Here is a 19,532-nt window from a genome sequence, read left to right as displayed (position 1 = left end):
CGCCCATCCTGAAGAGCCTATCGGGCCGGTCGTACTGGAAGACCCGTGTTGGCGGAGCTGCAGCCAGGTCGGTCTGCGCTCGCGCCACACTGCGGACTGGCGCCGAAGGAGGAGGCAAGCCTTCGCCTGGCGACACAGTTTGAAATCATCTTGACGAAGCAGGTATATTGATATTTAGTTCGGTGACAGAACGAACTAATAGAGCCGATATGACCGATGCACCTCGTATCTCCCGGCAATTCTCGCAGCGCTCCGTCATGGAAGCGATCGTTCAGGGTGGGCCGATTTCGCGCGCCTCCATCGCCAAGCTGACGGGGCTCTCGAAGCAAACGATATCCGAAATCGTCCGGGACCTGGAGGATGGCGGTTGGGTGCGCGAGACCGGGCGCACGAGTGGTCATGTCGGGCGTACGGCAGTTACCTATGAGCTGGTCGTCGATGCCGCTTTCATCGTCGCCGTCGACCTGGGTGGCACCAAGGTTCGTGTGGCGGTGACCGATCTTGCCGGACAGATCGTCATCGAAGATACAGCTCCGACTGATCTGCGCGGAGGCAGGCCGCTCGTCACGCAGATCGCCGGTATGGCGCTTTCGGCCGCTGAAGGGGCCAAGGTGGCGCGTGACAAACTGCGGCTTGCAGTCGTGGGCGTTCCCGGTGCGCCCGACAACCGCACCGGCCGGGTGCTGCTTGCGCCGAATATCCGCGATTTCGACACCATGGATGTGCTGGAGGCCTTCAGGCAAGCGCTTGGCTTCGACGTCGTTCTTGAAAACGACGTCAACCTCGCGGCACTCGGCGAAAGTTGGCAAGGCCAGGGGCAGGGTATCGACAATCTTGCCTATGTGGCGCTCGGCACGGGTATCGGCAGCGGGCTCATCCTTGGAGGCAATCTCGTGCGCGGCGCTGCCAACGCGGCCGGCGAAATGGGCTTCCTGCCGATTGGCGCCAATCCATTCGATCCGGAGTCGCTTCGGGTCGGTGCCTATGAACGCGCGGTCGCCACGCACGGTATCATCGAGCGCTACGAAACTACCACCGGCGAGAACATAAGCGTTCCCGTCATATTTGAACGCGCCGCAGCCGGAGACGCAGCGGCCGTTGCCGCCATCGACGAAACATCGCGCCAGGTCGCCTGCGGCATTGCCGCTATCTGCGCCATCGCCAACCCGCAACTCGTGATCCTCGGCGGCTCCATCGGCCTTCGACCAGAAATCCTGGAGCGCGCACGCCATTTCCTGCCGCAGTGCTTTCCCTACCCGGTCGACGTCGTCTCCGGCGAACTTGGGGCGCGGGCGGCACTTGTCGGCGCGACGGCGGTTGGCCTCAGCCAGCTGCACAACACGCTCTTCGGCGTCGCAACGCCGAATGCCGGCCTTTCCCTTCCGCCTACCGGCGCGGAATCCTCCCAGGAGGCCGCAGAATGACGGTAGAAAGCGACCTTTTCGGCCGTCTTCGCGCGGCACTCGATGGCGATGCAGCCATCGACCTGTTCCGCGGTGCGATCCATCGCGACAGCATCACCGGCAACGAGGCCAATGTCGTCGCCTATCTTGCCGACGCGATGCGCAAGCTCGGCCTCTCCGACGTGACGACGGCAGACTTCCTGCCCGGGCGGCCGAATGTCTGGGGCGAGCGCAAAGGCGCCGGCGGCGGCAAACGCCTGCTCTTCATCGGCCATACCGACGTCGTCCATGTCGATGGCTGGCGCGAAAACTGGGCCGGTACCGAGCGTGAGGATCCCTTTGGCGCGGCCATCGTCGACGGCGCGATCTGGGGCCGTGGGGCAGGCGACCTCAAGGCCGGCATCACTTCGTCGCTTGCTGCCATGGCGCTTCTCGATGCGGCAGGGATCCAGCTTGCCGGTGACGTTTCTTTCGCCTTTGTCGGCGACGAGGAGAGCGGCCAGCCGGGCACCGGCGTCTCGGCCGGCATCAAGGACTACGTGGCACGCATGGAGGCCGGCGAGGTCGAGCGGCCTGATTTCGTCATCTATGTCGAGCCGACGCAGCTTGCCGTTTACCCGGCGCAGATCGGCTTCTTCATCACCGACATTACCATCACTGGGCGCTCGGCCTATTTCGGTGTGCCGGAACTCGGCAAGGATGCGCTGCGCGCCAGCCACGCGGCGATGAGCGCACTGTGGAAACACTCCGAGGTAATTTCCGCTCGCGCCGAGCACGCGCTTGTCGGCCGTTCCTTCCTGCTGATCACCGGGCTCAGCGGTGGCGGTTACATCGCCGTCCCGGAAAAATGCGAATTGTCGCTGATCCGCAAGCTTCTGCCGGGCGAGTCGCTCGACCAGGCAGCCGCAGAGATCGAAGCCGCCGTGCGTGGCGCCATCGACGACCCGGATATCGCGGTGGACTTTTCCTACCCTGCCGGCCGAGACCATGCACTCGGCGGTACGGCAGCCGAGATTGATGCGGGCTCCCCTGAGGTCGCGATGCTGTCGCAGGCGATCGGTAGCGCGCTGTCCGGGCGCGGCACCATTCAAGGGGCGCCGTTCTGGTCGGAATCGCCCTTCTTCGTGAACCGGCTCGGTATCCCCGCGGTCTATTGCGCGCCCGGCGATATCCGGAATTGCCACACCTACAACGAACACGTCGAGATCGAAGAATTTCTCGCGGGCGTCATCGGCTTTGCGGCCTTCATGGCGCGTTTTTGCGGAACAGTTGACTGAACCATCCGAACCAAAGGGAGTGAGACCATGCAGATGACAAAATGGCTGACCGGAGCCTTGACCGCCGGTCTTATCATGAGCGCCGGAACTGCCATTGCCCAGACCGTCGGCCCGGCCGGTGAGGCAGCAACGCCGAGTTCCGAAGTCACGCTCAGTGACGCTGACATCGCGGCGCTGAAGGACAAGGGCTACAAGGCAGCACTGCTCTGGCACACCTCGTCCGACTTCACCAATGCGGTCGGCCAGGGCGCGACCGATGAGTTCAAGCGCGCCGGCATCGACATTGCCGTGACGACGGATGCCCAGTTCGACGCCGCGCGCCAGCGCAGCGACATCGAGACAGCACTTGCCGCCAAGCCGAACGTCATCCTGGCATTGCCGCTCGATCCGGTGACGTCGGCCGAAGCGTTCCGCCAGGCCGTCGCCGACGGCGCCAAGCTGGTGTTCCTGTCGAATGTGCCAAAGGACTACAAGCACGGTACGGACTACGCCGCGATCGTTACCGACGACCTCTACCAGATGGGCAAGCAGGCGGCCGATGCGTTGGCCAAGTCCATCGGCGGCAAGGGTACGGTCGGCTACATCTTCCACGACGCCACCTACTACGTCACCAACCAGCGTGACCAGGCATTCAAGTCGACCATCGAGAAGGACTATCCTGACATCAAGATCGTCGCGGACCAGGGCATTTCCGATCCGGCGCGCGCCGAGGAGCTGGCCAATGCGATGCTGCTGAAAAATCCGGATCTCGACGGTATTTACGTCACCTGGGCCGAGCCGGCGGACGGCGTGTTGGCGGCGCTGCGCGGCGCGGGTAACACCAAGACGAAGATCGTCACGCTCGATCTCGCCGAGCCGGTCGCCCTCGACATGGTCAAGGGCGGCAATGTGACGGCGCTGGTCGCCGACAAGGCCTATGAACTCGGCCGCGCCATGGCGGCTGCCGGCATGAAGTCGCTGCTCGGTCAGGAGACGCCGGCCTTCGTCGTTGCCCCGGCGCTGACGGTCACCAAGGACAATGTGTCCCAAGGCTGGAAAGACTCGCTGAACCGCGACGCGCCGCAATCGGTGCTCGACGCAGCGAAGTGACCGCCTGACTGCGGCGGCGCCAGGCCGCCGCAGTCCCGTAACCCGAGTATCGCAGTTTCACGGGAGGAAACCATGCGCATTGCAACGACACTGGCCTTGATGACCGGCCTTCTTGGCGCTCACGCCTACGCGGCAGACGGCGCGACGACAGGACCGCATGGCGAAGGGCCGACGGCCGCAAGCACCGTCACACTGACAGCCGAGGAAGAACAGAACATCAAGGATGGCAGGTTTACCGCTGCCCTCGTCTGGCACGAGATGAGCGAATACACCAATGCGGTGAATGCCGGTGCCCAGGACGAATTCAAGCGCCTCGGCATCGAGGTCGTTGCGCAGACCGATGCCGGCTTTGACGGCGCGCGCCAGAAGGCCGATGTCGAGACGGTGCTGGCCAAGAAGCCATCGATCATCGTGTCGCTTCCGGTCGATCCGGCCAGCGCCGCCGCCGTCTACGATCCAGCCCGCGCCGCCGGGGTTAAGCTCGCCTTCGTCGACAATTCGCCGGCCGGCTACGAACATGGCAAGGACTATGTGACGATCGTTTCCGACGACCTGTTCCAGATGGGCAGCAAGGCCGCCATCGCGATGGCCGACGCCTTGGGCAAGAAGGGCAAGGTCGGCTACATCTTCCATGACGCCGATTTCTACGTGACCAACCAGCGCGACCAGGCCTTCAAGAAGACCATCGAGCAGGACTATCCTGACATGAAGATCGTCGCCGAGCAGGGCATGGCCGATCCCGCCCGCAGCGAGGAGATCGCCCAGGCGATGGTGACGCAGCACCCCGACCTCGACGGCATCTACGTTACCTGGGCTGAGCCGGCCCTGAGCGTACTGTCCGCGCTGCGCTCGGCGGGCAACAGCCACACCAGGATCGTCACCCTCGACCTCAATGAGCCGGCGGCGCTCGACATGGTCAAGGGCGGCAGCGTCGCGGCGCTGATCGCCGACGAGGCCTACAATATCGGCGTAACCGCAGCCCGCTCGGCGGCCGGCGCGATGCTCGGCAAGGAGGCTGCGCCCTTTCTCGTCGTCGATTCCCTAGCCGTCACCAAGGCCACGGTGAAGGAGGGCTGGAAGACGTCGCTGAACAAGGACGTCCCGCAATCCATTGCCGATGCCCTGAAATAAGCCACGTCCGGTCGGCTCTCATTCACGGAGATAAATCATGTCCAGTACCAATCAGGGTGCCGCGGTCCGCGCGGCGGGGCTGGCCGGCCGCGTCAACCTGCAGCAATATGTCGTCTACGTCGGCTTCCTGGCGATCTTCCTGTTCTTCGCCATCGTGCTGAAGGACAGCGGGTTCCTGACCGTCCGCAACCTCTCGAACATCGTGCTGCAGACCGCGCCGGTGACGATCATGGCCATCGGCCTCGTCTTCGTCATGTCGGCGGGAGAGATCGACCTCTCCATCGGCTCGACGGTTGCCGTGGCAGCGCTTGCTGCCGCGGTCACCATGCAGGGTTACGGCCTCGTCCCCGGCGTCTTGGCGGGGCTCGGATGCGGCCTGTTGATCGGCCTCGTCAATGGTGTGCTCGTCGCCTATGTCAGGCTGCCGTCCTTCCTTGTCACGCTTGCGACGCTGGGACTGTTTGCCGGTGTGTCGCGATCGATGACAGACCTGCGCAGCATTCCCGTCACTAATGAGGCCTTCACCGGCTTCTTCGGTTCCGGATCGCTGCTCGGCATTCCGTCGCTCATCTGGTGGACGGCGATTGCGGTCGCCTTCGGTCATATCCTGTATCGTGAAACCCGTTTCGGCGCGCATGTCCTGGCGATCGGCGACAATGCCCGGGCGGCCAGTGTTTCCGGCATTTCGGTGCCGAAGATGCGGCTTGCCGTACTGATGATCTCAGGTGCGCTCGCCGGCATTGCCGGCCTGCTCTATGCCGGTCGCCTGCAAGCCGCGAAATACACGCTCGGCGAGACCGACCTGATGACGGTCATCGCTGCCGTCATCGTTGGTGGCACGCTGCTCAATGGCGGCAAGGGCTCGATCATCGGCGCGCTCGTCGGCTCGCTGATGATGGGCATGCTCAACAATGGTCTCATCCTGATGGGCCTTTCCGTTTCCGACCAGATGATCGTTCGCGGTCTCATCATTCTTGCCGCAGTCGCCGTGTCGCTGCGCGAAAAGTCCCGCTGAGGAGGATCGAATGTTTCTCGACGTCTTGCGCCGGCGCAATCCAGGCTTCGTCGAAGCAGCGCAAAAACTTCACCGCGAGGGCAAGATCCCGGCCAATGCCTATGTGATCGACCTCGATACGATCGAGCGTAACGCCGGTGTCCTCAAGGACGAGGCGACGCGGCTCGGCCTGAAGATCTTTGCCATGACCAAGCAGTTCGGCCGCTCGAGCTCGGCCTGCCAGGCGATCCTGCGCGGCGGCATCGAGCGTTCCGTGGCCGTCGATATGGCCTGTGCCAAGGCGACCCACAGGGCCGGCCTCAAGCTTGGCCATCTCGGCCATCTCCAGCAGGTCGCCCGCCACGAGGCCAATGGGGCTGCAAGGGTGCTTCAGCCGGATTACTGGACCGTGTTCAATGAGACAAAGGCGCGCGAGGCCGCAGCCGGCGCCAAGGCTGCCGGGCGCGTACAGAACCTGCTCGCCCGCATCCATGCCGAAGGCGATACGTTCTACCGCGGTCACGAAGGCGGGTTCGAGGCGGCCGACGTCGTTGAGGTCGCCGGCATGTTCGACAGCCTCGATGGCGGCCGTTTCGCCGGCATCACCACCTTCCCGGCGCTGCTCTTCGATCACCAGGCCCGCAAGGTCCTGCCGACGCCCAATCTCGCAACGCTGACGAAAACCGCTGAGGCGCTGGCGAGGGTTGGGCGCCGGAATATCGAGGTCAACGCTCCCGGCACGACCTCAAGCGTGCTGCTTGCCGCACTGGCAGAAGCCGGCGCCACGCAATGCGAGCCTGGCAATGGCCTGCATGGCACCACGGCCCTTCATGTCGTGGATGACCTGCCGGAGTTGCCCGCCATGCTCTATCTCACCGAAGTCTCCCACCTCTCGGGCGGCAAGGCCTATTGTTTCGGTGGTGGCTTCTACATCGACCCGATTTTCCCGGACTACGACGTCAAGGCCATCGTCTCCGACGAGCCGACGGTCGCGGCAGGCGCCTTGCGCAGCGTCGAAATCCCGCCGCCCTCGGCCATCGACTACTACGCGATGATCGACGCGACCGGCCCTGGCGCGCCAAAGCCCGGCGACACGGCCGTCTTCGGATTCCGCGGACAAGCGTTTGTCACCCGGGCCTATGTCGTCGGTGTGTCCGGCATTTCGTCAGGCGTGCCGAAGGTGGAGAGCATCGAGAATTCATTCGGCGAAACCACCGCCTGGCCGATCGAAGAGGGCAGAGCATGAAGACGAACGCTGCCGTCAGCGGCCGCCCCGTTCTTGGGCTCAATGATATCCGCAAGACGTTTGGCGGCATCGTCGCCATCGAGAACTTTTCGCTGGAGGTCTATCCAGGCGAAATCGTCGCCCTGGTCGGCGACAACGGCGCCGGCAAGTCGACGCTGATCAAGATCATCTCGGGCGTGTACCTGCCGACTTCCGGGTCGATCGCCATCGAGGGCGAAACCGTCGCCATGTCCAATGCGACGATGGCGCGTGCGCATGGCATCGAGGTCGTCTACCAGGACCTCGCGCTCGCCGACCAGCAGACGGTCTATATGAACATGTTCCTTGGCCGCGAGCCGACGAATGCCTTAGGCCTTCTCGACCGGCGCCGGATGATCGCCGAGACGGAAAAGCTGGTGACGGAACTCGATGTCCGCATCCCCTCCGCGCATTCAACGATCCGCGACCTTTCAGGCGGCCAGCGTCAGGGTGTCGCCATCGCCCGCGCGACGCATTGGGCCAGCAAGCTGATCCTGCTCGACGAACCCACCGCCGCGCTTGGCGTCGCGGAAACCGCCAAGGTGGAAGAGATCGTCGCCTCGCTGAAGACCCGCAACATCGGCGTCCTGATCATCAGCCACAGCCTCGATCAGGTCTTCAAGCTCTCCGACCGCATCTGCGTGCTTCGCCGCGGCAAGCAGATCGGCGTGCGCGAGACCAAGAAGACCGACAAGAACGAGATCATCGCAATGATCACCGGTCTGCAGCAGAGCTGACTGCGCGCCCGGGTTTTGGAGCCGGCAAAGCGAATGACTGAAACTCAAATGTCGCGCCAGATCTGAAATACTCGAGAGCTTGTCGAGCAGCAGGGGAATCTCGCCTGGGCTCCCGCCGGCGACGATCGGTTCTTCCAGAACGCCCCGTCCACGATGCGCCGCTGCGGCTAGAACAAGCTGCCTTGCTGACAGTGTCCCCTCCGGCGGCCGTCCGGATTTGGTAAGGGGCTCCCAGTGTACTCGGATATGCCAAAACTATGGACCCGCGGTGTTGCCGTGGGTCTTTTTTGTGAGCGGTTTTGGCCGCTTGGCGCTGGAACGCACGTTGATGCAGGGCATTGTCGAAATGCTATGCTGAAAGTCCTTGACCAGTTGGGTGCCGACCTGCGGCGACAGCGGATTGTGATCGCCACTTCTCGTATGTCGAGCAGCTACAGGCGCGATGGTGACGAAGTGCCGACTTTGATTTGTCTTGGCCGATTGGCTGGACTATGGATCGGCGATGAACCTGCGCTTCGTCGAAACCTTCGTCTGGGTCGCCCGGCTGGGGAGCTTTCGCGCCGCGGCTGATCGGCTGAACGCGACGCAAGCGGCCGTTTCCAATCGCATCGCCAGCCTGGAAGCGGAGATGGGCTGCGAGCTGTTCGAGCGCTTGCCCGGCGGCGTGCGGCTGTCGACGATCGGGCAGCGGGCGTTGCAGCCGGCCGAGGAACTGCTCAAGGCGGCGACAAGTTTCAAGGTGGCGATCGGCAGCCCGCAGCAGCTGAGGGCAACGGTGACGATCGGCACCATCGATTCGATCGTGCATGCCTGGCTGCCCAACTTCATCGAACGCGTGAAGGAGCGTTTTCCCTCGCTCGGGCTCGATCTCAATGTCGACACGTCGCTGGCGATCGGGCGCGAGGTGAGCGAGCGGCGGTTGGACCTCGCGCTGCTGATGGGCCCGGTGCTGAGCCCGGGCCTCAAGAACATCGACCTCGGCAGCATGGAATGTGTCTGGGTCGCCGCGCCCTCCTTCGGTCTTGGCGACAGCAGGCTCAATCTGGAAGACCTTCGCGCCTATCCAGTGCTGACCTTCTCGCGCAACAGCGTGCCGCATATCTGGCTGCTCCGGCAGTTCGAGGAACTGGGTGTGTCGCCCCCCGTGATCTCCAATTCGAACTCGCTTTCGGCGATGTCGCGGCTCGCCTGCGATGGTGTCGGCGTCGCGTTGTTGCCGCTGCCGCTCGTGGCGCCGATGATCGCGTCGGGCGTGCTGCAGCTGCTCTCGATCACGCCGCAGTTCCCGGCGCTCAAGCTCCATGCCGTCTATGCCGATGATCCTGAAAATCTAATTCCATCAATGCTTTCGGTGATCGCGCGAGAGGCGTCGCTGCACACGATGGGCGTTTCGGCGTAGCCTTGGGTGCACAAGTTTTTTCTATCGGGGACGACAATTCTTTATCGTTTGTCATCACCTCGCCGAGGCCTGACGATACCTCCAGATGAGACTTGGAGGACTTCGATGAAGATCAGTATGGTGCAAATGAATTCCGGTTCCGACAAGGCGCGGAACCTCGACGATGCCGAGCGTTTGGTTCGCGAGGTGGTCGCCGCGGAGAAACCGGAGCTGGTGGTGCTGCCCGAATATTTCGCCTTCCTCGGCGAGGGTCGCGACGCGGTCCATGGCAGCGGCGAATATTTCCCCGACGGGGCTTCCTACAAGCGCATGGCGTCGTTGGCGCGGGAACTCGGCGTCACCCTGCATTGCGGCTCCATGGTCGAGAAGGCCGGCAACAACCACTACAATGCGACGGTCGTGTTCGGGCCGAAGGGCGAGGAGATCGCCAAATATCGCAAGATGCACCTGTTCGACATCGACACGCCCGGCGGCGTCTCCTACCGCGAGTCCGATACGATCAGCCGCGGCGAAGACGTGGTGACCTACAAGGTCGGCGACACGACCGTCGGCTGCGCCATTTGCTACGACATCCGCTTCCCCGAGCTGTTCCGTGCCCTGCGCGACAAGGGTGCCGACGTCATCGTCCTGCCGGCCGCCTTCACGCTGATGACGGGCAAGGATCACTGGGAGCTTTTGGCCCGGGCCCGTGCCGTCGAAACCCAGACCTATTTTGTCGCCGTCGGCCAGACCGGCGCCCATGCCGAAGGTAAGAAATGGTGCTGGGGCCATTCGATGGTCATCGACCCCTGGGGCCTGATGGTCGCCCAGTGCTCCGACGGCGTTGGTTCGGCCACCGCCACGGTCGACCTGAACCGCGTCGCCAATGTTCGCCGCGACGTGCCAGTCGCCCAGCACCACGTCCTCTAAGGAGCTGCCCCCCAATGTTCGTCGTCAATGCCATGCCGCAGCAGATCGCGCCTGACCTCATCAAGAAGATGGAGCAGGTCGAGACAGCTACCGTCGGCCACTTCCTGCATTCGGGCTTCATGGATCGCGAGCTGCGCGCCGTGCTGCCGGAGAAGCGCATCGCCGGCACTGCCGTGACCGTGCGCCTTCCTCATGCGGACTCGACCATCCTGCACTATCTCACCAAGCTGGTCCGTCCGGGCGATTTCGTCGTCGTCGACCGTTGCGGCGACAACAAGCACGCCTGCTGGGGCGGCGTGGTGACTCATTCGATGAAGCTCGGCGGCATCGTCGGCGCCGTCATCGACGGCCCGGCGACGGACTTCTCGGAGATCCGTCGGGTCGATCTGCCGATGTGGTGCCGCGGCCCGTCGCCGATCACCACAAAGATCCTCGGCCTCGAGGGCGCGATCAACGTGCCGGTGTCGGTCGGCGGCCAGACGGTCAACCCGGGCGATGCCATCATCGCCGACGAGAGCGGCGTCCTTGTGCTCGATCCTGCGAAGGCCGAATGGGCGGCCGACAAGGCCATCGGCATGCAGCAGAACGAGCTCGTCCTGCTCGAGCGGCTGCGCAACGGCGAGAAGCTGCCGGACATCTCAGGCGCCACCAGGATTGTGGACGCCTCGGCCGCCTGACGCGGCCCAATATCGACAAACGGGAACAATTTCGGTTCAGGAACGGAGGAATATCTGATGACTGCATTCAAACGCGCCGCCGGCGTGAGCATGACAGCGCTTGCCATGTCCATCGCGGCATCGGCGGCGATGGCCGACACGGTGGTACTCACCGCCTATTCGGGCATCTTCCAGGAAAACTACGTGAAGGCCGTCGTCGAGCCCTTCATGAAGGCCAACCCCGACGTCAAGGTCGAGTTCTACGGCATGCCGAACTCGGCCCAGATGCTCGGCACGCTCCGCGCCCAGGTCAGCGCGCCGCAGATCGACATCGCCATCATGGACGTCTCGGTGGCCAAGGCTGCCACCGATGAGGGCATCTTCGCCCCGATGGACGAGACCGTCACCAAGCACCTCGCCGACCTCTACCCGCAGGCCAGGGCCGACGGCGTCAACGCCGTCGGCGTGACCTTCGACAACCTTGTCCTGCTCTACAACACCGACAAGGTGAAAGAAGCACCGACCTCCTGGAATGCGCTGTGGGACGCACAATACGCCAAGCAGGTCTCCATCCCAGCCGTGCCTGACATCCAGGGCACGACGCTGACCATCATTACCGACAAGATGGCCGGCGGCACCGACTACATCCAGAGCGTCGACGCCGGCATCAAGCGGCTCGAGGAACTGGCGCCCAATGTCCAGACCTGGGAACCGCGCCCCGACGTCTACCAGCCCATCTCCAGCGGCACGGCTGCCATCGGCATCGGCTGGAACGCACGTGCCCAGGTCTATTCCGACCTGTCGGCCGGCAAGCTCGGCGTCGTGCTGCCCCAGGAAGGCAGCGGCTTCCAGATCAACGTCATCGGCCTGGTCAAGGGCGGGCCAGCGAGCGAAAGCGCCAAGAAGTTCGTCGACTATGCGCTGAGCCCGGAGGCCCAGGCGGCGTTCACCGAACAGATGTTCTATGCGCCGACCAACGCGAAGGCCGCCGCACTGATCTCGGAAAAGGCGCTCGAACGCACGGCGGCCGGCGTGATGGACAAGATGATCGCCATCAACTGGCTCGAGGTCGCCAAGATCCGCGAGGCCATCACCGAGCAGTGGCGCCGCCGCGTCATCCCGCTCAGCCGCTGATGTTGGTCCGGGAGTCGCACATGCCCGTCTCTTCCGCCCCCGAAGAGCATCTCAGGCTGCAAAACATTGGCGTCAGCTTCGGCAACGTCAATGTCATCCCGTCGCTCGATCTTTCGGTCCGCAAAGGTGAAATGGTTGCGTTCCTCGGCCCGTCCGGCTGCGGCAAGACCACGACGCTCAGGATCATCGCCGGGCTCAACACGCCCTCCCGTGGCCACATCGTGGTGGGAGGGCGCGACATCACGCGCCTTCCCATCCATGACCGCGACATTGGCATGGTGTTCCAGAGCTACGCCCTGTTCCCGCACATGAACGTCTCGCGCAACGTCCAGTTCGGTCTGCAGATGCGCAATGTCTCGGGACGCGAGGCGGAGGAGCGGGCAGGCCGGGCGCTCGAAATGGTGCAACTCAGCCATCTCGCCCACCGCAAGCCCAAGGAACTTTCGGGCGGCCAGCAGCAGCGCGTAGCACTTGCCCGTGCGCTGGTGATCCAGCCGTCGATCCTTCTGCTTGACGAGCCGTTGTCCAATCTCGACGCCAAGCTGCGAGACGAGATGCGCGTCCAGATCCGCGCCCTGCAGCAGGAGAGCGGCATCACCGCGGTGTTCGTCACCCATGACCAGGTTGAGGCGCTGTCGATGTGCGACCGCGTCGTTGTCATGCGAAACGGTCATGTCGAGCAGTTCGGCACGCCGACCGAGGTCTATGAGCGGCCGGCAACGGCCTTCGTCGCCAACTTCGTCGGCCGCACCAACAAGCTCAAGGGCAAGATCGGGTCGGATGGCGTCCTCTCGGCTGCCGGACAACAGCTCCACTCCGCCACCACGGTCGCCCCCGGGGCTGTCGAGGTCCTCGTGCGGCCGCACCGGATCCATCTCCAGGGTCAGGCGGGCGACACCAGGGAAGCCGACAACAAGGTCAAGGGCACAGTGTCGGGCCTCACCTTCGTCGGCGACCTCGTCCAATACGGGGTTCGTGTCGGCGACGACGAGATCGTGGTCGAAGAGGCGACGCGGCGCGAGCGCAGGCCGGTCGGCGTCGGCGACAGTGTGGTGCTCGGCTGGTCGGCCGAGGACACGCTGGTCTATCCGGGCGGCGGCCAATGAGCGCGGCAGCCACCCTCCCGCGCCAATGGCGCAACGGCGAACTGGCCGTCATGCTGCTCCTGCCGATCGCGCTGATCAATGCGATCGGTTTCATCCTGCCGGTGCTCAACCTCGCCCGCTATTCGTTCAACAAGTCGCGCATCGGCGGCGGCATCGAGAACGTCTTCACCTGGGACAACTGGGCCGGGCTGCTGAGCGATCCGTTCTATCTCGAACTGGTCTTCAACTCGGTCTGGATCAGCCTCGCCATCACGCTGACGACGCTGGTCGTCTCCTATCCGATCGCGCTTTACCTGCATCGGTCGACCGGCTCGTGGCGGACTTTCCTCACCGTGCTCGTCATCTCGCCGCTGCTTACCTCGGCGGTTGTGCGTACCTATGGCTGGATTGCCATTCTTGTCGACGACGGCCCGGTGGTCAGCGCCATCAAGGCCGTCGGACTGCCGGCGCCAAGCCTGATGTTCAACATCAAGGGTGTCTTCATCGGCCTGACCGAGATCCTGATGCCTTACATGATCCTGGCGCTGATGGCCGGTTTCGGGCGGCTCGACCCCCGCGTTGAGGAGGCCGCGCGGACGCTTGGCGCCACTCCGTCGCGGACCTTCCTGAAGGTGATCCTGCCGCTGACATTGCCCGGCATCGCCCTCGGTTGCCTCTTGTGCTTCGTGCTCGCAGTGTCGTCCTTCATCACGCCCAAGCTGATGGGCGGCGGCCGCGTCTTCCTGCTCGCCACCGAGATCTACGACCAGGCCATCGTGACGCTCAACTGGCCGTTGGCCTCGACGCTGTCGATCCTGGTGCTCATCGTCTTCGGGGCGGCACTCTGGGCATATTCCGCCGTGCTGCGGCGTCTGGACTGAGGAGGGCATCATGGAAATCCACAAGACAACCTGGCCGATGCGCATCCTCGTCTTCGTGCTGTTTGCCTATCTGCTTGCGCCCGTCCTGCTCGTCTTCCCGCTGTCTTTTTCGGGTGACCAGGTGCTGCGCTTCCCGCCGACCTTCTGGTCGACGCGCTGGTACGAGGCGCTGTTTGCCAACAGCCAGATGCTGAAGGCGTTCTGGACGAGCCTGTCGCTGGCGGCGATCGTCACGGCGCTGTCGATCGTGATTGCCGTGCCGGCGGCTTATGTGATGACGCGGCTGAAGTTTCTTGGGCGGGATCTTCTGTTCAACCTGTTCACCGCGCCGCTGCTTCTGCCCACCATCGTGCTCGGCCTCGCCATCCTGATCGTCTTTGCCTCCTTCGGATTGCTGGCGACGATGCAGGGACTGGTGTTCGCCCATCTGGTGGTGACACTGCCCTATGCGCTGCGCGTGCTGGCGGTGTCGCTCAGCACCCAGGACAGGGCCTGCGAGGAGGCGGCACGCACGCTCGGCGCCAAGCCGCTGACAGTGTTCTTCCGCGTCACGGTGCCGATGCTCACTCCCGGCATCGTCGCGGCTGCAGCGCTCTGCTTTCTCGTCTCCTTCGACGAGGTGGTGATCACGCTGTTCCTGACCGGCCCGCGCATCAGCACGCTCCCGGTCGAACTCTACAACTATGTCTACAACCAGGCCGACCCGCTGGTGGCCGCAGCCTCGGCGCTGCTGATCCTGCTGACGCTTGGCGTCATCATGGTCGTCGAACGGGCCATGGGACTGGGCAAGGCCTTCGTGAAATAGGTGTCCGGCGGCCGCGACCGCCGGGTTCAACCGGATCAGCTACAACAGGCGGCTGCGCAAGCCGCGCGGCTTCCATCTGCGCAATGCCGCGGCGCATCGGGAATGGAACACGCAGGCCGGCAAGGCGACCTTCGCCGCCGGGCCGCTGCCGGAGGAGACGGTGCATCAGCGCGCCCGCAAGAGCGGTGGACGCTTCGCGCTGCAGGCCTTCCGTTCGCAATACAACACCACCGTCTACGGCCTCGACGACCGCTACCGCGGCGTCTATGGCGAGCGGGAGGTGATCTTCATCCATCCGGACGACCTTGAGGCGATCGGTGCCCGGGCAGGGGACCGCGTCGATGTCGTCGGTGCGCATGATGACGGTATCGAGCGCGTCGCCCGCAATTTCCGCTTCGTGCCCTACGATGTCCCGCGCGGTAGCCTTGCCGGCTATTATTCCCGAGCTCAACGTGCTCGTGCCGCTCTCCAGCGCCGGCATCGAAAGCGCCACGCCGACATCCAAGTCGATCATGGTGTCGTTCCGGCTCCGCGAGGCCCAGGTGTCGTGAGTGATGGCGCCTTCATGGCGGCAGTGGAGCAGGTCCTGCAGGTATATCCCGATCTTAGCAAACTCCAGGCTGCCGTTATCGCGGCAGACGAGATGGACATCGCCCATGACGGCCGCATCTTCGCCCGCATCTTTGGCGTCGCGCACGCGCTGGTGTTGCGCCAGGTAAATGCGTTGGACGAGGCCGGGGCCTTGCTGAGGATCACCAAGCGCGAGCCAAGGACAATGCGCACGCATTATGTCGTGAGCTTGTGACGGAGACCAAACGCAGCATTCCAATCGCGCGGTGGGGGTGACCACTCAGGATGTCTGCGCCTGGCGCCGGGGAGGCGAGCATTCCGCGATCCTCGCGAAGCGATGCCGGCTTCGACGGGGGCGGGCTAGGTCGCCTATGCCTGGTTCGGCTACCGGTTCCATGCCCGTCATGCCAGCACAAACAGCCGCCCTTCACGCGGGCTGGAGACAAGAGTGGATCCATGTCTGTGTGCTGGAAAGCCCCAGTCGGTATCGATGTTGGAAGGCCTGATGGCTTCAAGATGAACGGGCGTTGGACGACAATTCGTAAAGTGTGTCGTCGACCTTGTAGTAGCCCAGAAAATTCAAGGTTTCCTTCATCGAGGCATTTCTTTCAAAGAAACTGGATGGATGGATGGGTTGTGAAAAATGCCAGAGATACTTGGCATTGTACCCAGATTCCCAGCTTCTTCGTCACGGGCATTGACAGCGGAAATCGCTCATGTACTCTCTAATAACAGCTTATATTCCATAAAAATGGAATACGTTAGGGAGGACGTTCAATGAAGCTGAAACTTGCATCCTTGGCTGCAGCACTTTTGTTCGCCTCGCCGGGTTATCTCTCGGCGCAGGAAAAGGGAGGGGTGATCAACGTCGCCACCATTGGCGAGCCGCCGACGCTCGATCCGATGACGTCGACTGCCGACCTGGTCGGCATCGTCACGCAGCATATGTTCGAGACGCTCTATACTTTCGACAAGAAATGGACCGTGACCCCGCTTCTCGCCGAGGCGCTGCCGGAGATCGGCGCCGACGGCAAGACCATGACCATCAAGCTGCGCCAGGGCATCAAGTTCCACGACGGCACCGACATGGATTCGGCCGACGTCGTCGCCTCGCTGAACCGCTGGGTCAAGCTCGCCTCGCGTGGCAAGCAGGCCGGCAACTTCATTGCCTCGATCACTGCGACCGATCCGTCGACCGTCACCATCGCGCTCAAGCATCCCTATGCGCCGCTGGCCTCGCTGCTCGCCTTCAACAACTCGGCCGCGATCATCATTCCGTCCGAGAAGCAGGCCGACACGATGGCCGAGTTTGTCGGCACCGGCCCCTACATGCTGAAGGAGCGCAAGGCCGACCAGTACATCCAGCTCGTGCGCTACGACGGCTACACGGCGCGATCGGAAGCGAGCGACGGTTATGGCGGCGCTCGCCATGCCTATCTCGACGAAATCCGCTTCGTGCCGGTGCCCGACGCCAACACCCGCGTTGAGTCCGCCGTCTCGGGCCAGTACGACTATGTCGACGCTTTGCCGGTGGAATCCTTCGACAAGCTGAAGGGTGCTGCCGCGACGCAGCCGATCGTGCTGAAGCCGTTCGGTTATCCGGTGTTCGTCTTCAACACGGCCGAGGGATCGGCGAAGAACGTCGAAGTCCGCAAGGCGATCCGCCAAGCGCTCAGTATGGAAGACATGCTGGCTGCGGCTTTCGGCAGCACCGATTTCTACGGGCTCGAAGGCAACATCTATCCGGCGAGTTTCTCCTGGAGCACCGATGCCGGCGTTGAAGGCAACTACAACGTCGCCAATCCGGAAGGCGCCAAAGCTGCTGCGGCGGCTGCCGGCTACAAGGGCGAGCCTGTCCGTATCCTGACCAGTCGCCAGTACGAGTTCCACTACAAGATGGCGCAGGTCGCCGCCGAGTATCTCAAGCTCGCCGGCTTCAATGTCGATCTGCAGGTGGTGGATTGGGCGACGCTGACCCAGCGCCGCGCCGAGAAGGGCCTTTGGGACATCTACATCACCCACAGCCCGTTCCTGCCGGAGCCGGCACTGATCGGTTCGCTGTCGACGACGGCGCCCGGCTGGTGGGACACGCCGGAACGCAAGGCAGCGGTCGATGCCTTCACCGCCGAAGTCGACCCGGCCAAGCGTGTGGCCCTCTGGGCCGACGTGCAGAAGGTCATCTACGGCGACGTGCCCTTCATCAAGATCGGCAACTTCAACGCCGTGGGCTCGATTTCCAACAAGCTCCAGGGCGTGGATCCCGCTCCGTGGCCTTATTTCTGGAACGCTTCGATCAAGAAGTAAGACGCTGACAACAGCGGGCGGCGATCAGACCGGCGCCCGCCCATTGCCGCGAAGCCAACGCGGATACGGGACCTGCCATGATACGCTATATCCTTCAGCGCATCGCCGGAATGATCGTCGTGATGTTCATCGTCGTGACGATCGTTTTCGTGATCGTGCGCGTCACACCAGGCGATCCGGCCGCCGTCATGCTGGGGCCCGATGCCACGCCCCAGGACATAGCGGAGCTCAGGACGCGCCTTGGCCTCGATAAGTCGATTTTCGTCCAGTATTTTCTCTATGTCGCCCAACTGTTGAAGGGCGATCTCGGCCACTCGATTTTCCTCAATATGCCAGTGTCTGCAGCCTTGATGGAACGCGCTGAGCCAACCTTCTTCCTCACCGTCTTTTCGCTGTCCATCGCCTGCGTCATCGCTCTGCCCATCGGTATCTATGCCGCCTACCGGCGCGGGTCCTTCATCGACCAGGCCTCGACGCTGCTTGCCATGCTGGCTGCCAGCATCCCGAGCTTCTGGCTGGGCCTGATCCTGATGCAGGTGTTCGCGGTTCGGCAGCAATGGTTTCCGGTGTCCGGTTACGGCGGGCCGGATGCGGCGTTTCTCGACAGGATGTACCATCTCACCTTGCCCGCCGTGGCACTCGGCCTGGTGTCGTCGGCGCTGATCCTGCGCTTTACCCGCGCCTCGATGCTGGACGTTCTGGGCGACGATTACATCCGCACGGCGCGTGCCAAGGGCGTCGTCGAGCGGCGCGTTGTGCTGAAACACGCACTCAAGAACGCCTTGATCCCGATCCTGACGGTGGTCGGGTTGACCGCCGCCGTGCTGATCTCAGGTGCTGTCGTCACCGAAACGGTCTTCGGCCTACCTGGTGTCGGCAACCTTGTGGTCTCGGCGGTGCTGAGGCGCGACTATCCCGTCATCCAGGGTGCACTGCTGGTCATTGCCGGCCTCTATGTCCTCATCAACTTCGCCATCGACATGCTCTATCTGCTGGTCGATCCAAGGGTGCGTTACTGATGACCGATCTCGCTTCCGCATCCTTGCCGGCCCCGGAGCCGAAGTTCCTGTTCCTGCGCCGACTGTTGAAGCGCAAGACCGTCGCCTTTGGCGTCATCGTGCTGGCGGTCTTTGTCCTGCTTGCCCTGCTTGCGCCTTGGATCGCGCCTTACTCGCCGTCCAAGCTTTCCATCGTCAACCGACTGAAGCCGCCGAGCGAGATGTTCTGGTTCGGAACAGACGAATTCGGCCGCGATATCTTCTCGCGCACCATCTATGCGGGACGGCTGTCGCTTTTGGTCGGTGCTGCGGTGGTCACGCTGTCTGCGCTCATCGGCGTGACGCTTGGCTTGCTTGCCGGCTTCTTCCGTTCGCTCGACACGCCGATCGCGCGGCTCATCGACGCCATGATGGCATTCCCCGACATCCTGCTGGCGATTGCTCTTGTTGCAGCACTCGGCCCGTCGCTGGTCACGGTGATCGTGGCGCTGTCGATCGTCTATGCGCCACGGCTGGCGCGCATCGTTCGCGCCTCGACGCTCGTCATTCGCGAGCTGCCTTATGTCGAGGCGGCGAAGTCGATGGGCATCTCGACCTTCCACATCATGACACGGCACGTGCTGCGCAACCTGGTGTCGCCGATCCTGGTGCAGGGCACCTTCCTGTTCGCCAGCGCCATGCTTGCCGAGGCTGGCTTGTCGTTCCTGGGGCTGGGCGTCAGCCCGGAAATCCCGACCTGGGGAACCATGATCGCCGGTGGACGCCAGTACATCGGCCAAGCCGACTGGATGACCTACTTTCCCGGCTTCGCCATCATTCTCTCGGTGCTGTCGCTGCAGCTGGTTGGCGACGGCCTGAGGGACATGCTCGACCCGAGACTGCGAAAGGACATGTAA

At 63.4% G+C, this 19,532-nt stretch carries 18 protein-coding genes and 1 pseudogene; all 19 read left to right on the top strand.

Annotated features, from left to right (window positions below; translation table 11 throughout):
* Positions 1 to 209: 209 nt before the first annotated feature.
* The 19 genes and pseudogenes from H5P29_RS29235 (at position 210) to H5P29_RS29145 (ending at position 19,532) form a co-directional block, all read left to right on the top strand.
* Complete coding sequence (locus H5P29_RS29235; protein WP_067967289.1) at positions 210 to 1,424, top strand: ROK family transcriptional regulator; 1,215 nt, start codon at positions 210 to 212, stop codon at positions 1,422 to 1,424.
* On the top strand, positions 1,421 to 2,680 hold the full coding sequence (locus tag H5P29_RS29230; protein ID WP_067967291.1) for a M20 family metallopeptidase: 1,260 nt from the start codon (positions 1,421 to 1,423) through the stop codon (positions 2,678 to 2,680). The genes H5P29_RS29235 and H5P29_RS29230 overlap by 4 nt, the downstream gene beginning before the upstream one ends.
* A gap of 33 nt (positions 2,681 to 2,713) precedes the next feature.
* Entirely contained in the window at positions 2,714 to 3,769 is a 1,056-nt protein-coding gene (locus H5P29_RS29225; protein ID WP_154384508.1) for a substrate-binding domain-containing protein, read from the top strand.
* 72 nt (positions 3,770 to 3,841) lie between these two features.
* The gene (locus tag H5P29_RS29220; protein ID WP_154384450.1) at positions 3,842 to 4,900 is read left to right on the top strand and encodes a substrate-binding domain-containing protein; all 1,059 of its coding nucleotides are present in this window, start codon (positions 3,842 to 3,844) and stop codon (positions 4,898 to 4,900) included.
* 37 nt (positions 4,901 to 4,937) lie between these two features.
* Positions 4,938 to 5,915 carry an ABC transporter permease gene (locus H5P29_RS29215; protein WP_154384451.1) on the top strand — a complete coding sequence of 326 codons (978 nt, stop codon included), beginning with the start codon at positions 4,938 to 4,940 and terminating at the stop codon, positions 5,913 to 5,915.
* Between the two features lie 10 nt (positions 5,916 to 5,925).
* Positions 5,926 to 7,140 carry an alanine racemase gene (locus H5P29_RS29210; RefSeq protein WP_067967301.1) on the top strand — a complete coding sequence of 405 codons (1,215 nt, stop codon included), beginning with the start codon at positions 5,926 to 5,928 and terminating at the stop codon, positions 7,138 to 7,140.
* Positions 7,137 to 7,895: an ATP-binding cassette domain-containing protein gene (locus H5P29_RS29205; RefSeq protein ID WP_154384452.1), complete on the top strand. Its 759-nt coding sequence runs from the start codon at positions 7,137 to 7,139 to the stop codon at positions 7,893 to 7,895. The genes H5P29_RS29210 and H5P29_RS29205 overlap by 4 nt, the downstream gene beginning before the upstream one ends.
* A 502-nt stretch (positions 7,896 to 8,397) precedes the next feature.
* Positions 8,398 to 9,294: a LysR family transcriptional regulator gene (locus tag H5P29_RS29200; RefSeq protein ID WP_067968402.1), complete on the top strand. Its 897-nt coding sequence runs from the start codon at positions 8,398 to 8,400 to the stop codon at positions 9,292 to 9,294.
* 105 nt (positions 9,295 to 9,399) lie between these two features.
* Positions 9,400 to 10,203, top strand: coding sequence for a carbon-nitrogen hydrolase family protein (locus H5P29_RS29195; RefSeq protein WP_154384453.1), 804 nt, complete (start codon positions 9,400 to 9,402; stop codon positions 10,201 to 10,203).
* 14 nt (positions 10,204 to 10,217) lie between these two features.
* Positions 10,218 to 10,880, top strand: coding sequence for an RraA family protein (locus H5P29_RS29190; protein ID WP_067967307.1), 663 nt, complete (start codon positions 10,218 to 10,220; stop codon positions 10,878 to 10,880).
* Between the two features lie 57 nt (positions 10,881 to 10,937).
* On the top strand, positions 10,938 to 11,993 hold the full coding sequence (locus tag H5P29_RS29185; protein ID WP_182574692.1) for an ABC transporter substrate-binding protein: 1,056 nt from the start codon (positions 10,938 to 10,940) through the stop codon (positions 11,991 to 11,993).
* Positions 11,993 to 13,099: an ABC transporter ATP-binding protein gene (locus H5P29_RS29180; protein WP_067968408.1), complete on the top strand. Its 1,107-nt coding sequence runs from the start codon at positions 11,993 to 11,995 to the stop codon at positions 13,097 to 13,099. The genes H5P29_RS29185 and H5P29_RS29180 overlap by 1 nt, the downstream gene beginning before the upstream one ends.
* Positions 13,096 to 13,959, top strand: coding sequence for an ABC transporter permease (locus H5P29_RS29175; RefSeq protein ID WP_154384454.1), 864 nt, complete (start codon positions 13,096 to 13,098; stop codon positions 13,957 to 13,959). The genes H5P29_RS29180 and H5P29_RS29175 overlap by 4 nt, the downstream gene beginning before the upstream one ends.
* Positions 13,960 to 13,969: 10 nt before the next feature.
* On the top strand, positions 13,970 to 14,764 hold the full coding sequence (locus tag H5P29_RS29170) for an ABC transporter permease (protein WP_067967319.1): 795 nt from the start codon (positions 13,970 to 13,972) through the stop codon (positions 14,762 to 14,764).
* Between the two features lie 40 nt (positions 14,765 to 14,804).
* Positions 14,805 to 15,315, top strand: a pseudogene (locus tag H5P29_RS29165) (CbbBc protein); the annotation flags it as partial.
* Positions 15,312 to 15,569, top strand: a complete 258-nt coding sequence (locus tag H5P29_RS29160) for a hypothetical protein (RefSeq protein WP_154384455.1) — start codon at positions 15,312 to 15,314, stop codon at positions 15,567 to 15,569. The pseudogene H5P29_RS29165 and the gene H5P29_RS29160, both read left to right, overlap by 4 nt.
* Before the next feature lie 542 nt (positions 15,570 to 16,111).
* On the top strand, positions 16,112 to 17,638 hold the full coding sequence (locus H5P29_RS29155; RefSeq protein ID WP_154384456.1) for an ABC transporter substrate-binding protein: 1,527 nt from the start codon (positions 16,112 to 16,114) through the stop codon (positions 17,636 to 17,638).
* 77 nt (positions 17,639 to 17,715) lie between these two features.
* Positions 17,716 to 18,657, top strand: a complete 942-nt coding sequence (locus tag H5P29_RS29150) for an ABC transporter permease (RefSeq protein WP_067967325.1) — start codon at positions 17,716 to 17,718, stop codon at positions 18,655 to 18,657.
* Positions 18,657 to 19,532 (top strand): ABC transporter permease, encoded by an 876-nt coding sequence (locus tag H5P29_RS29145; protein ID WP_067967330.1) that lies wholly within the window; start codon positions 18,657 to 18,659, stop codon positions 19,530 to 19,532. Before H5P29_RS29150 ends, H5P29_RS29145 begins: the two co-directional genes overlap by 1 nt.

It is taken from the genome of Aminobacter sp. MDW-2 (genome assembly GCF_014250155.1).
GTDB classification, from domain to species: domain Bacteria; phylum Pseudomonadota; class Alphaproteobacteria; order Rhizobiales; family Rhizobiaceae; genus Aminobacter; species Aminobacter ciceronei.
Note: the sequence above shows the minus strand (reverse complement) of the source record. Positions and strands in the feature narration are given on the sequence as shown.

What these genes read in the sequence shown, in the direction of transcription:
- H5P29_RS29235 (WP_067967289.1), top strand. Translation starts at nt 210, where the DNA reads ATGACCGATGCACCTCGTATCTCCCGGCAATTCTCGCAGCGCTCCGTC.
- H5P29_RS29230 (WP_067967291.1), top strand. Translation starts at nt 1,421, where the DNA reads ATGACGGTAGAAAGCGACCTTTTCGGCCGTCTTCGCGCGGCACTCGAT.
- H5P29_RS29225 (WP_154384508.1), top strand. Translation starts at nt 2,714, where the DNA reads ATGACAAAATGGCTGACCGGAGCCTTGACCGCCGGTCTTATCATGAGC.
- H5P29_RS29220 (WP_154384450.1), top strand. Translation starts at nt 3,842, where the DNA reads ATGCGCATTGCAACGACACTGGCCTTGATGACCGGCCTTCTTGGCGCT.
- H5P29_RS29215 (WP_154384451.1), top strand. Translation starts at nt 4,938, where the DNA reads ATGTCCAGTACCAATCAGGGTGCCGCGGTCCGCGCGGCGGGGCTGGCC.
- H5P29_RS29210 (WP_067967301.1), top strand. Translation starts at nt 5,926, where the DNA reads ATGTTTCTCGACGTCTTGCGCCGGCGCAATCCAGGCTTCGTCGAAGCA.
- H5P29_RS29205 (WP_154384452.1), top strand. Translation starts at nt 7,137, where the DNA reads ATGAAGACGAACGCTGCCGTCAGCGGCCGCCCCGTTCTTGGGCTCAAT.
- H5P29_RS29200 (WP_067968402.1), top strand. Translation starts at nt 8,398, where the DNA reads ATGAACCTGCGCTTCGTCGAAACCTTCGTCTGGGTCGCCCGGCTGGGG.
- H5P29_RS29195 (WP_154384453.1), top strand. Translation starts at nt 9,400, where the DNA reads ATGAAGATCAGTATGGTGCAAATGAATTCCGGTTCCGACAAGGCGCGG.
- H5P29_RS29190 (WP_067967307.1), top strand. Translation starts at nt 10,218, where the DNA reads ATGTTCGTCGTCAATGCCATGCCGCAGCAGATCGCGCCTGACCTCATC.
- H5P29_RS29185 (WP_182574692.1), top strand. Translation starts at nt 10,938, where the DNA reads ATGACTGCATTCAAACGCGCCGCCGGCGTGAGCATGACAGCGCTTGCC.
- H5P29_RS29180 (WP_067968408.1), top strand. Translation starts at nt 11,993, where the DNA reads ATGTTGGTCCGGGAGTCGCACATGCCCGTCTCTTCCGCCCCCGAAGAG.
- H5P29_RS29175 (WP_154384454.1), top strand. Translation starts at nt 13,096, where the DNA reads ATGAGCGCGGCAGCCACCCTCCCGCGCCAATGGCGCAACGGCGAACTG.
- H5P29_RS29170 (WP_067967319.1), top strand. Translation starts at nt 13,970, where the DNA reads ATGGAAATCCACAAGACAACCTGGCCGATGCGCATCCTCGTCTTCGTG.
- H5P29_RS29155 (WP_154384456.1), top strand. Translation starts at nt 16,112, where the DNA reads ATGAAGCTGAAACTTGCATCCTTGGCTGCAGCACTTTTGTTCGCCTCG.
- H5P29_RS29150 (WP_067967325.1), top strand. Translation starts at nt 17,716, where the DNA reads ATGATACGCTATATCCTTCAGCGCATCGCCGGAATGATCGTCGTGATG.
- H5P29_RS29145 (WP_067967330.1), top strand. Translation starts at nt 18,657, where the DNA reads ATGACCGATCTCGCTTCCGCATCCTTGCCGGCCCCGGAGCCGAAGTTC.